At 49.4% G+C, this 13,107-nt stretch carries 11 protein-coding genes; all 11 read right to left on the bottom strand.

The window, feature by feature from the left end; all coding sequences use genetic code 11:
* Positions 1 to 33: 33 nt before the first annotated feature.
* Complete coding sequence (locus Q5911_RS12770; protein ID WP_303183317.1) at positions 34 to 252, bottom strand: hypothetical protein; 219 nt, start codon at positions 250 to 252, stop codon at positions 34 to 36.
* Positions 253 to 397: 145 nt separating this feature from the next.
* Complete coding sequence (locus tag Q5911_RS12765) at positions 398 to 1,381, bottom strand: phage tail tip lysozyme (protein ID WP_303183316.1); 984 nt, start codon at positions 1,379 to 1,381, stop codon at positions 398 to 400.
* Between the two features lie 138 nt (positions 1,382 to 1,519).
* On the bottom strand, positions 1,520 to 2,323 hold the full coding sequence (locus Q5911_RS12760) for a M23 family metallopeptidase (RefSeq protein WP_303183314.1): 804 nt from the start codon (positions 2,321 to 2,323) through the stop codon (positions 1,520 to 1,522).
* Positions 2,323 to 2,751: a hypothetical protein gene (locus tag Q5911_RS12755; protein WP_303183312.1), complete on the bottom strand. Its 429-nt coding sequence runs from the start codon at positions 2,749 to 2,751 to the stop codon at positions 2,323 to 2,325. Before Q5911_RS12755 ends, Q5911_RS12760 begins: the two co-directional genes overlap by 1 nt.
* On the bottom strand, positions 2,748 to 3,230 hold the full coding sequence (locus tag Q5911_RS12750) for a prepilin peptidase (protein WP_303183310.1): 483 nt from the start codon (positions 3,228 to 3,230) through the stop codon (positions 2,748 to 2,750). The genes Q5911_RS12755 and Q5911_RS12750 overlap by 4 nt, the downstream gene beginning before the upstream one ends.
* A gap of 17 nt (positions 3,231 to 3,247) precedes the next feature.
* Positions 3,248 to 3,943, bottom strand: coding sequence for a type II secretion system F family protein (locus Q5911_RS12745; RefSeq protein ID WP_303183308.1), 696 nt, complete (start codon positions 3,941 to 3,943; stop codon positions 3,248 to 3,250).
* A 201-nt stretch (positions 3,944 to 4,144) separates the two neighbouring features.
* Positions 4,145 to 4,657: a type II secretion system F family protein gene (locus tag Q5911_RS12740; RefSeq protein ID WP_303183306.1), complete on the bottom strand. Its 513-nt coding sequence runs from the start codon at positions 4,655 to 4,657 to the stop codon at positions 4,145 to 4,147.
* Between the two features lie 359 nt (positions 4,658 to 5,016).
* A complete protein-coding gene (locus Q5911_RS12735; RefSeq protein ID WP_303183304.1) occupies positions 5,017 to 6,378 on the bottom strand; it encodes a CpaF family protein in 1,362 nt (453 codons plus the stop codon).
* Between the two features lie 96 nt (positions 6,379 to 6,474).
* Positions 6,475 to 8,430 (bottom strand): AAA family ATPase, encoded by a 1,956-nt coding sequence (locus Q5911_RS12730; RefSeq protein ID WP_303183302.1) that lies wholly within the window; start codon positions 8,428 to 8,430, stop codon positions 6,475 to 6,477.
* 42 nt (positions 8,431 to 8,472) lie between these two features.
* Positions 8,473 to 9,162: a Flp pilus assembly protein CpaB gene (cpaB, locus tag Q5911_RS12725; RefSeq protein WP_303183300.1), complete on the bottom strand. Its 690-nt coding sequence runs from the start codon at positions 9,160 to 9,162 to the stop codon at positions 8,473 to 8,475.
* A gap of 108 nt (positions 9,163 to 9,270) precedes the next feature.
* A partial coding sequence (locus Q5911_RS12720; protein ID WP_303183298.1) for a serine-rich protein occupies positions 9,271 to 13,107 on the bottom strand: 3,837 nt, incomplete at its 5' end.

Here is a 13,107-nt window from a genome sequence, read left to right as displayed (position 1 = left end):
TCCTATTAAACTAAAAGGGAGGAAGTCCTCCCTTTACGGTGTACTCCCGCCACCGCCATTGAGCATGCTGTCAAAACCACTCCCGGCCTGCTCAGTTGCGTCACCAATTGTGTCCGTGATGGTTGAGAACAGGTTTCCCATAACGAACATCGCACCAGCTACCAGGGCGACAATGGCAGCGACCTGAAGAAATTCCATGCCAGTCTCATCCTCAAGGAGCCAGGCATTATATTTACGGATTTTCTGAAACATGTGCATTACCTCCTTTCAAATTTGTAAACTAATTCTGAGCAGTTACTGTTATGAGTATTCCATCTTATAGCATGTTCCTGCTATTCATAGTATGTGCAAAAGACCGGAGTAACAAAAAGCCGGCATAGCCGGCCTTCTGAAAATATCAGTTAAACTCGTTAAAGAACATTAGGGCATAGGAGAAACGCAAAAGCTCTACAGCAGCACTTTGGTCAGCTGGAGCTTCGTAGCTGTGTAAAACAATGTCAGATGCCGCTCTTACGGAATGTGTCGTACTTAACACGTTCCATACCATCCGGTAGCTTGTTTGCAATTCCTGGACCAGATATTCAAGCTGCGCTTCCAAATCTCCGATCGAAGCGTTCGAACGCTGCACATGATCGTAAAGCGCTCCTCTTCGTCCGCGGCTTGTCCATTGGGCAAGACCAAACCCTCTGTTCTCACTCACGAACTCCGCCCTTGTTATTTCTCCTGAATCGACCCTTGCTAAATAGTCCTGGCAGTATGTGGCGTCATGGGAATGCCCTTGTACAGCTGCCGGGTTAAGGCCCGACTCGGCTTGCAAGTTCCCCATCATCCCTGCCGCCCCTTCCGGCGTCATACCGTGAGTAGTCAAATAATTAAAGATCTGTTCCGCGTTCGTATCTCCGATCAGATCATCGCCATTTTCCACGGAGACGATCACGCTTTTGGCATAATTTCCAGATAATGTGTGCTGTTCGCTTCCGGCTGCAAGTATCCACCTTGAAATAAAAGGCTCGATCGTATGCACACTAGCTGACACAGTTACTTTTAAGTAGGCTCCTGGCTCCCAAGAAGTGCTACCACCCGCATAGTCAACGCTGGTCTGTATCCCGCTTATATTTTCGGATAGGATGGCCGTCTCCGCCACCCTTTGTACTTGTTTCTGCGCATCTTCAAGAGACGTACATACGGCGGCGGACCTACCTGCTGTACTGACAGCCTTGGTAATCTGCGATGTGGCTGCGGACAATTGGAGGAATCCGGTAATCATAATAATGACATAGGTAACCATGACAGCCACGACACTCAGGCTTAAAAATTCACCCGATCCTCTGGTCCATTTGATCTTCTTTTCCTTTTGAATATAATTACATTTCACGGGCATTTGCCTTCACACTCCTCCTTCCCGAAACCACCTTATTTCTAGTATGAATAATGGTCTTTCAATTCCAAATATTTGCAGAAAAAAGTGTATATGTTTACTGGAAACATAAGACTCGGGCACAGCCGAGTCTTATGCGGATCACTCCTCCAGGTATTCTCTGGGATCTACGGGTGTACCGTTGATATGCACCTCAAAATGCAGATGCGGTCCCGTGGAATTCCCTGTGTTGCCTACCTTTGCGATCACGTCTCCCTGGTTCACGGTCTGTCCCTGTGTTACCAGGATTTGGCTGCAATGTTGATACAAGGTTTCCATGCCATTCCCATGGTCTATCACAAGGAAGTTACCACGAGCTGCACTTGCAGATACCCGGGTTACGCGTCCACCATCAGCCGCAAGGATATCAGCCCCGATAGGTGCTCCGTAGTCCCTGCCGCGGTGATCGGTACTTCCGATGCCGCCAGGTGACTGACGTCCGCCAAACTCACTCGTGACGGTCCCGGATGGACAAGGGTTGATAAGATCTCCGGTACTTCCCCCTGTAAACACCGTGGAAGCTCCAATGCGCACAGTGTATGCATTATCCTCTCTAACGTGCATGATATAGGGGTATTCCTGCTCTACATCGACAGTTACCGTATTCTCATCTTCTAATGCCTGCCTGTCGATCGACATATTTCCCACCGTTGTCCCGGTCTCTTCAGTTATCAAGTCTTTTATCTCCATTGCGCGCCCATATGCATCATCATAGGTCCGCCCTTCGTTTGACATATATACTGCAGTCCCGTCTGCGATCGCGTCAGAGGCTGCCTGTTGGGAAAGGGTTTGCTGCCGGACGATAAAAAGCTGGATGAACATGAGCGCTATGACCAGGGCGATCATTAAAACCGCAGTTCCGAACAGCATGGAGCCGGTCCCCTTTTTCCAGTCTATTTTCCGCATTATCTGTTTCCTCCTGTATATTCGATCATAACAAGGTCCGAAACCTCCTTTGTCCCGGATGTGACAGGCATGAGGTTATGAAGCTCTGCCGTGATTGTGACAAATACAAAGTTCCCCTTTTCCCATTCAGTGTCTGAACCAGGCGCATACCCAACATCCGCCCGGATCGCATCCCGCGGCATTGTCCTTGAATCCCCTAGTATCAGCTCTGCCTGCTCTTGGGCGGTCCTTCTGGCATCTTCTAATGAGGTACATGTCACAATCTCCCGCCCGATCACGGATACGGCATATTCCATGGCTCCTCCCGCCGTATGCAGCATGGTAAAGCTGATCAGCAGGATCAGAAGGGTGATAAGGAAGAGCATGGCAATCGCACCTTCCATAAATTCGCCCATACCCTGCTTAAAAAAACCCTTTTTTTGCTTCATAAAAACATCAACCTCACAATCTGTATGAGTACATAGACAAAAGTCACGCAAAATACATAAGGAGCGAAAGCATATCCCTTCTCCTTTGCGATCGCCATCCTCTTTAAGCTGTACAATTGGACAAATACAGTCTTTAAAAGACAAGCTGTTTCAACAGGTTTTTCGACATAAATCTTCAGGATCAGGAACAGGTTTGCGAACAGGATGATCAAACAGCTATCAGTAAATCCGATGATACAGGATACCATCATCCACAATTTGAGATCCCCTGCTTCCATAAGACGGGTCATACCAAAGAGATATAGTGCGGCCAGGGCAAGCAGCTTAAGTCCAAGTTCTGGCAAGCTGTCCGACAGAAGAAGCCCTGCCAGCATTCCGGGAAAGACGACCTGATTGGGGATCCGGAATGATCTCCTGTCATAAAGCGCCGCAAACAATGTAAATAGGATAAGAACGGCAAATACCGCTATGTTTCTCATAATTTGATCCTCCAGCCTTACATTAATCCGCCGGATATCTGCGTCAGGGTCGGTATCAGTAAAAACAGGATCGTTGGCACAAGGTAAAAGATCATCATAACGACGATGATATAATTCTGCACCTTCCCCGCCCGTTCCTTTACGGTCAGCAGATGAGTCTTGTGGATCTCATCTGCTTTTCTTGTAACGGTCTCAGCAACGGAGGTTCCTTTCCTATATGCTGTTGTCACGTTCAGAACGAATTCGCTCAGGGTCTCCACATCATACTTCTGCGCAATGTTTTCCATCGCTTCCTGCCAGCCGCCTGCTCCCATCTGCATCTCATGGAGAGCCCTCATAAACTCTTTCGCAAGAAGTGTCTCTTTCATCCTAGAGCAAAGGATATAAATGGCTTTCTCCACTGGAAGCCCCACCTGCAGCTCTGTCTGTAGCAAATCAAGGAACCTGGGTAGTTCACCGGAAATCTGGCTGCGCATATCATCCACCTTGGCATCCATGACCTTCTGGTCCAAAAAGCATAGAATGGCAGCAGCCACAAGGCAGGGCATAAGGAATAGATAGGATATCGTAAATCCCAGGGCCAGTCCGATCCCTGCGAAGAAGATCCCGTAGATATGGTTCATGACAAGATGGAGCATGTCTGGTTCCTTCCGTAGGATCGCGCAGGCCTTATAGTATTTCTCGACCTCAATCCCCAGTTTCATTGCAATCATGTCCGGATCCTGTCCTCCAAAACAGGCGCTGTACAATTTTTTTGAAAAGTCACCAAGAAGCCAGTCATCACATCCATCTTTCTTTGAAGATCTAAGTTTTTTGACAGTCTTGTTGTACATAATCGCTGCAAAAAACAGAACAAAAAGAAAGATAGCGCATCCGCTCAGGATTGAAATAGTGACCGCATTTTTGTTCACTGTCTACACCCCCTTCTTTGTGCTGTTGATGATCTTATGGCAGATCACCGACCCTATAACAGGCAGGATAAGTAAAGCCAAGAATACGACTGTCATAAGCGGATTGGAAAAATATACCTCCACATAGGTGGGATTTAAGATGGAAAATCCAAGGATAATGCCTATCGCCAAAACATCCATCATGTACACGGTTGTATTTGTATCAGCAAAGATACTTTTGATCTCCCTTCTAAGCATGACCCTATCGTGGATATTCCCTGCTACCTGCTCGATGACATCCGCCTCATGTCCGCCCACTTCGTTTTGTACATCAATACACAAGGCCACATCCTGTGCGTCTTGGCTATGTGTTCCCTCTGCGAAATCACGGAATGCGTCACGGATACTGATACCCATTCGAAGGTCGCTGCTCATTTTAGCATATTTCTTCCGCATAGACTCGTGAAGGAACTTGCATCTGGCCACATCCTCCACGGACTGCGAAATGCTCATGCCAGCTCGCAGTGATGTACTCATCTGCTCGAGGCTTCTTGCATAGCGGTCTTCAAATTTTTTGCGCGAATCATGTTTGAGCAGCTTCAGGATAAGTTCGGGGATGGAAAACCCGAAAAGTCCGACCAAGATAGAAAAACCCATATGCATTGTAAAGACATAAGTGATAGCCCCACATATGATCGGTGCAAACAAAAGAACACCGATGTACCAAGTGATACTGAAAAAAATTCCCAGGCTGTCTATTTCCTTTCTCCTACTATCTATGAATAGATCGATAAAATCTGCTTCATCTGCGAGTTTTCGTCTCCTTGCATGTACTTTCACAATAAAATATAGCCCGGTCATCATGACTGCGAGCACGTATAAGATGATAACTGGTATCAATCCTTTTCCTCCTTCCTGGCAGCTTTGTCTTTCTTCTTCATGAATATTTCCTCGTCAAATGAAAGGCCCCGTTCACGGATCTGCCTTATAAGCTTTTTGGGGGTGTACCCCGTAAAATTAAAATCGCCGGCATCCCTATCATAAACATAAATATCCTGAAGGTTCACCTTGTCATACTTATTGATCCCATCAATATGGGTGATCTGCGTGATCTTTCGGGTGCCATCCGGGAACCTGCTGATCTGTACGACCAGCTGAATGGCCTCTGCGACTTGCATCGCAATGGATCGTTCTGAAAAATCCGCCTCACGGTTCATCGTATAGAGGATCGGGATCCGCGTATCGCACATGATCCTTGGACTATTCGCATGGATCGTACTCATGGATCCTTCATGGCCAGTTGACATGGCGGAAATGAGGTCTACAACGGAGCCGTCTCTAGTCTCTCCCAGGATGATGCGGTCTGGCCTTTGCCGTAGAGCTGCCTTAACAAGTGCCTTTTGGTCCACCCTCATCATGTCCGGATTGGTACTTAGCCGTACCTCCATGCGCCGGACATTAGGCTGTTGGAGCTTTAGTTCACAGGTATCCTCGATCGTGATGATCAGCTCGTCCTGTGGGATGAAGGCAGAAAGCATGTTAAGAAGAGTAGTCTTACCTGTACCTGTCCCTCCGGATACGAAGATGCTTACCTTTCCACGGACACATCGCTCTAGGAAATAGAGCATTTCCCTGTTAAGGGATCCCATCCTGATATAATCCCTTCCGGTCAGCACCTTGTTATTAAACATACGTATCGTCAGGGTTGCCCCGTCCCTGGAAACAGGCGGGAGCGTTGCGTTCACCCGGCTGCCGTCTCGTAGGCTTGCATCTGCGATCGGCGTCATCAGATTAATCTGACGTCCGTCTGACTGGATGATCCGTTTGATGATCGTCTCCAGATGCTCTTCGCTTGCAAAAACGGCATTTACCTTTTCTATACGCCCGTTTCGTTCTACAACGATATTGTCATACCGTTGGACAACGATTTCTGTCACTTCCGGATCTCGGAGAAACACCTCGATAGGACCGAGACCAAGGGCTGTCAAAAGGACGGTTTTTTCAATCCTTCTCTGTTCTTCATAGGAAATTCGAAGCCCTGAGCACATATCCCGCACCGCTGCCTCGATCTCCGGTTTCAGATCATCCACGTGCTGGTACATAAGTACGTCCGCAAACTGATCCGATATCATACGGATGATCTCCTGAGCTCGTCTTTGCTCATCTTCCGTTGGCCGAAGTGGCTCTGTATCGATCCGCTGATCGATCGCTTCTTTTTCGTCATGTATCTCTTCTATTTTTTGCTTGATCAACGACATTTTGCTACCTCCTTACCTGTAGTGTGCAATATCTTTTTTAATATCCCCGTATTTGAGCCAAATAAAGGAAGGCCGGAGCAAGTCCGGCCTTAATAATTACTTCTTCTTTTTGCGCCTGAAAAAGAATCCTTTTTTCTCTGGTTCCTCTAGGACAAAGTTATCGCCGATAATCTTTGAGGCGATCTCCCCTATAGCCTTGGTAAATTCATGGTTGGACTTATAGACCAGGGGTGTGCCAAGATTGAGGGAGCTGCGCACACTGTCATTATCGCGGATCCTGGCATAGCAGAGAAATGGCTTGCCAGTTTCCGGATTTTTGAACGTGTCTACCAATTCCTCGACCGTGATGCCAACCGTTTTGCCCGGTTTCACTTGGTTGATCACCAGTTTGATCCTGTCCATGTCAAAGTGCAGCTTATCTTTCATATAGTTGAGCGTGCTCAAAAAACTGTAATTGCAGTTTGCGCTCGTCACGCTCTGCGTCAGGACCAGGAGGACTTCATCTGCCATCTCGATTGCCATGAAGCTTGCATCATGCAGATCATTGCCGGTATCGCATATGATGAAATCAAATCCTCCATTATGGATAAGATTACGCAGCATAACGCCTAATTCTTCATCCGATATGGACATCCCATCCCTGGGGGACACCGGTGCCAGGAGGGCATATAAGCCATCCTTTTCGTTTTTTTGAAGATAGCCCAAAATTTCTTCCTCCGCATACTGTATCCTCCCGCAGGGCTCCCCGGACGCAAGTCGCCTATGGATGTCAGTCGCCCAGTCTTTCATCGTTGTCTTGTTTGGGTCATAGCTCAGAGCATTGAGTACATCCCCAAACGTGACGTTGAAATCACACACGCATACCTTGAAGTTGTCCCTTCCGTGCTTTGTCAGGGCCAGAAACGTGGCAAGCTCACAGGAAATAGTTGTCTTACCCACGCCTCCTTTGGCTGAATAAGCGGTAATGAGCCTGGCGGGTTTTCTTTCCGTTCCCATATCCCGGTTCACTTCGTGCATGGTTTCTTCATCTTTTTCAGGATACTCTCCATGCACTTCTCCATAAACATGGCCTGTCCGTCCTGCGATACGGTCACGCATGTCATAAGGATCCTTACGGCGTTCCGCCTGGTTCCATCGATCTATATCGGTATTCCTAGCGGCTTCTCTTGCTTCAGGGCGAGGTAGTTCGTTAGTGGGCAGAAATACCGGATTTCTTCGATTTTCCTCGTACCGTTGATCCGCATAGCTGTCCCGATACAACTCATTTCTGCCCCGTTCGCGATCATCCCCCGACTCGCGCCGTCCATACATTTCCCGTGACCTGGGAGCACGTAGACCGTAACTGTCATCTCTCGGCCATGGATCTGCAGGGTCACGCTGGTAATATGGATGTGGATATCGAGCCCTTGGTCTATAATAATCCTGATACTCTCTTCTTTCTTCATAGTAGGGCGTGTCATAATACGGATCCCCGTACCGCCTGTCCGGGAGTGGACGGTCAGAGGTGCGCTTCTGAAAGTATGGCCTGGGCTCATTTTCATAGTCCGACTCATAGGGAGCTTCTTTCCTTCTGACGGGATAAGCTTGCGCGTGGTCTCTTGGGATATCTCCTGTCCGATCAGGGATCTTATTATCACTTTTTTCGTTTATTTCCGCTATGCTTATACTCGTTGTTTCCGCCTCATTTGCTGTTGTTTGAACGTCTGCTGGTGCAACTTCGATCGTTTTGTCAGACTGTACCGCTTCTAATAGTACCTCTGTGGATGTGATCACTCCCAGGCAGGGGATGCCGGCTTTCAAGCTTTTGGAAAGCCCCTCTTTATCCGGTGAATAGGACTTGACCGGGATACCGAAATCAAGCTGTCCATAGCTGTCCAATATTCTTGTGGAAACTAGGAGCTCATCTGGCTTTATATCCGCCACTTCCCTGCCAAGATTTTCGATCCGGTTGGAAGTGACAATATCAATCCCATCGATTTCTTCCAGGATGAGACGGCTTTCCACATCAGATAGAAAACCATAATTCGTGTCTACTAATAATATCTTACGCATACGTGATTACTTGCTGCGGGCCAGGCCCGCGTATCCTCCTTTCTATTGTGTGTCTGTTGGCGCATAAGTCGGTTCCGTTTCCTCTGTAAATTCGTACCCGGCGCTGTCTACAAGGCCTAAGTAGACAGACGAATAGTTGGCGGCATAAATAAGCTTTAAGGACTCATCAACTGTGACCTCGATGGTGGCGCTTGTAAGTGCTCCATTCGAGTCATGTGCGACAGACAGGACGCGCATATTCTGGAAAAGGAGCGTCGTGCCTGTTGTTTCGATCCCGGCAGCATAGATATTCACCCTGGATCCCTCTTTCAGGTCATCCGTTACGCCGGAAATACTGTTTACAGGGACCGTGACCGCAATCTTGGACGGATCCATGTTCATTTCCACGCTGGATCCGCCGTTTACAGAAAGCATCGAAAGTGTTAGGGGCATTCCGGACGCCACGTCCATCCGTAGAGAATCCCCGGTGTTCAGGACTGTTTCGATATCAGCGCCTGTAACGAAACGGCTGGACGTGTCTGCATTGCTGCCGGCAGTCACGATTTTGGAATCGCACTGGATAGATGTCAGCATATCCTCTGAAAGGACTGTTCCAGCTTCATAATTGTCTCTAAACACATAAACGGTCGTCTTCTGTGGCATTAGGTACAGATAGAGTGCCATGCCACCCGCCACGGCGAACAGGATGGCCGCCACGAGGATCGCTATGATCTTTTTGTTTTTAGATTTCAAATGTATATCCTCCTTTCTGTTAATTAGATTGCATGATTTCAATTCAGGTTTCTACTTTTGAGCTATACAAAAGAAGGCCCTGAAAAGGGCCTCCTTACTAAACGATTATTAGGCGGTCTCCGAGAAAAGATGATATTGCTGCATAGCTTCCTTTTGAAGCAGGATCTCGTCCAGCTCCAGGTTGGAAGGTGGACTGATGTTCAGCCTGCTGATCTGTACCAGGACAGGCTCAGCGTCTTTAAAATCCGTCGTCCGGCTCGTCTTGCAGACAAACCAGCCCGTTGGCGACCTGGGGAACCATTTCACTACGTCACGGTCATCAATGCGCTCTTCTCTTCCCACCGCTCGGACCACGACTGTGATATCATCCGGTCTAGTCAACCTGCCGGCAAAAATAATGCCGGAATTGGCGATAATGGAGGAAGGCATATCGGCAATCTTCTGGGTGATGGCGATTATGAACAGACCATATCCAGCTGCTTGGTCAAGCATCTGTTCAAACTCGGACTGACCACTTAAGCCCATCTCTTTTCCTGCCCCAGTGCCGGCAGCGTCATTTCCGGTTAGGATCTCATTCGCTTCTTCGATCACCAGGACGGTCTCATACTGGTCCTCCGCCAGGTAACCTCCTTCATGCGCCAAAGCGTATTTATAGAACCCAGAAGTGATCACACCGAAAATGAAGTTTTTAAACGTATTTTCCAGACCCTTGGACTCCAGTACCGTCACATCATCGTCCCCGATCAGCTCATCGATACCGATCCCATCCGAGCCTCCATATAACCTGCGTTCAATGGAATATTCACGATTGAAGCAGGAAAGCCGGTCGAGTAGCCTTGCGTATGCGTCCCTCGTGTCATTGCCCGCCCGGCCTCCTCGGTTCGTCGGGTCCTCCAGCCCCGCCTTTTTCCGAAACATGGCATCATAGATCTTGGTAAAGTTGACCGAACGGGACAGCTCTGAGACGGTCTCACGCCAGTCTGGCTTATCACAGGCCTCGAACACACCCGCCTCGTCGTAGAGCTCGAACACTACGTCGCCAAGCATCTGCTTTCCTCTCTCCAATAACCCGTAAGCACGGCAATAGATATCAATCACGCCGTCGATCCAGAGCTGCGGCCAGACGCCTCTTGGGATCTTCCAGGGATTGATCTTGATCGGACGGAAATTTAGGTTCCCCATAGAATGAAAGTTGAACCGTTCCGGCTCCACAAACCGGGCCAGTGTCCGCCAGTCCTGCTTTGGGTCCATAGCGACAATCCTAAGCCTTTTTCCTGTCTTCTTCCGTCTTACATGGGCAAGTTCTGCGATGAACCGCATTGCCGCCACGGTTTTCCCTGAACGGGAAGCGCCCGTGAAGAACCCATGCATCAACGTCTCTTCCGGTATCCGGTAATCATAAGGAGTCCGGTAGCCGTTCTTAAAGGAAAAGCGCTCTGAATTGAGTACCGTTCCCATATAGATCTCGCCCTTGAGCTGGGACGGGACACTGAATTTCGGTACATCCTGCACGATGCTGAACACGCCGCCTTCTGAGACACGTGGAAGATGTGTATAGGAAACGTATTCCTCCGGCAGGAGGACTGTGCAGTATTTATATTCCTGACAGCCGAACACATCCTCTCTTGTCACATCCGCAGAAAAGGCTGCGAAATGGTACAGGAGATGCTTCTGCTCGGTTTCCGTCAGATCGATGACCTGCAAAGGTTGGATCATCGCCCCCTCGTTCTGCCAGGTGGCCTTTGCAATAGCTTGTGCGGTAGAAAGAGCGTCTAGGTTCGGGCAACCGATATAGACATACGTATAGAACGCGCCCTGTCCCCGCAGGGCCTTTTTGATCCGCTCGTTTTGGTATTCCATCAGTTCCAGAAGATCCTTGACCCCCTGGTCCAGCCACTGATAAGACTTGGAATATCCGATACTGGGTCCAAGCCCCATGGATGCGGAAGTCCCGAGTGTTGCCGCCCCGGTATTCCCCTGGGAGGTCCCCTTGCTTGTCCCATTGCTGGTGGTATAACTATTACCTTGGCTGACACTTTCGTTGCGTCCTACGTTCCTGCCCACGCTTTCGCTTGCGGACTGGCTGACGGAATTGGACACGCTTTGCCCCAGAGACTGCCCCAGTGTCTCGCTTTGTGAAACGCTGACATTCTGTCCCCGGTTCTGGCTGTAATTCATCGCATCATTTACACCAAAACTTTTTCCAATTCCCTGGTTCTGGCTAAATGACTCGTTGACCCCTGCATTGACGCCCCTGCCTTGTGACAAGGACTGGCTGACTGAATTGCCAAGGGACTGTGAGTGGGAGATAGACTCATTCACACCCCACCCCTCCGAGAGGCTTTCACCGATACTGGTACCATAGGATTCGTTGACTCCAAAACCATAATTCTGTCCGAAGCTCTGTCCGTATCCCATACTTTCAGTCATGCTGACGCTCTCACCCCTGGAGGTGCCGCTGCTTATGTTCGTACCCAGGTTATGCCCAAAAGACCCACCATAGCTGCTACCCCAGCTTGAGTTGACACCCTGGCTGGTGGACTCCCCATCAGAGGTACTTTCATTGGAGGAATGACTGACATTTCCGGATATGGCAAGGAGGCTGCCACCCACACTTCCCCCTGTTGATGATCCCTCCGATTCCGTGTGGCTTTCACTATAGCTCTGCGAAACGCCCTGGTTCTGGCTAAAGCCATAGTTCTGCCCATAATTGTAGCCTTCCGACTGTCCGATATTAAGTGAGCTGCCCACATTCTGACCATGGCTTGCGGAATTCCCGAAGTTGACAGACTCCGATAGGCTGTAACCCATATTCTGGCTCTGGCCGACATTGTGAGACTGGCTTACGTTCTGGCCGTGTGACAGGTTATAGCTGCTTCCCTGGGTATAGCCCTCGCTTTGCGAATAGTTCTGTCCCATGGACAGACCCTCTGTTTCATTCTGGCTCACGCCATAGCTGTCTCCTTGAGAATGGGTCGCTCCCAGGTTTGCGGAGGCCCCTTCATTGGTCCCATGGGACTGGCCCAGGGTTTCCCCAAAGCTGACGCCTTCGGACTGTGAAATCCCGTGGGATACCGAATTGTTCAGTGTTGCTCCTTCCGTGTGGCCGACTGTCCGCCCAAAGGACTGAGAGAATGACTCCCCGACAGACTGGCCTTCCGACATACTGAAGTTCTCGCCCTGCGCGTAGCTGACCGTATCCGCATCCGTAAACGCCCGTGACCAACCCTGTGACTGGCTGGCATTCGCCATATACATCATGGGGATAGACAGGTTCATGCTGATGGATTTTGTACCCTGAAGCTGACCGTACCACTCCGTCATCTCCTTCTGGGATTGCCTTTGCCACCCCATCAGCGTGTCCATGTATACAGGCGTGGAGAGCACTTCCAATACATATTCGTAGTCAGCCATGCCAGAAATGATCTCTTCCAGGGTCCCCTGCGAATCGGGATTTAGGTTTTGCCCGCCAATCCCACGGTTTCCCGGGTCCTCTCCCGCCTTACTTGCCTTCGGGATGCCCCGGACCACGGTGAGGTAGTCCATATTATACATTTTTTCCCGCAACCACTCAGCCTCTTGGGCCTCCACGACACGCACCTCCAGTACACGGAACGTACCCTGGAGCATTCCTATCAATCCAAGAAAATCATAATGGGCCTGCTGTTTGGCTTCCTCAAGGTCCTCAGACACCCCCTGCACACCATAGAGGTAGAGAAGTCCGATTGCTACAGGCTTAATCACGTTCGCTATGATCGTGACCATGTTAAGGCCCCTTTCATGGACGCCAGAGAGTATCTGCATCTGCATATCCATGAAGGAGGTGGACTGCTTGGCATTAGCCGGCACTCGGATAACTCGGGCCAGTTTGATCGCTTTATAGAAATGGGTCCGTTCCCCGGTGTCTGGGTTCATCACTTCCAGTTCATAGCAAAGATATTCCAG

Origin of the sequence: Lachnoclostridium phocaeense (assembly GCF_959599685.1) — a bacterium.
Taxonomy (GTDB): Bacteria; Bacillota; Clostridia; order Lachnospirales; family Lachnospiraceae; genus Claveliimonas; species Claveliimonas monacensis.
This window is presented reverse-complemented; position numbering and strand designations above follow the sequence as displayed.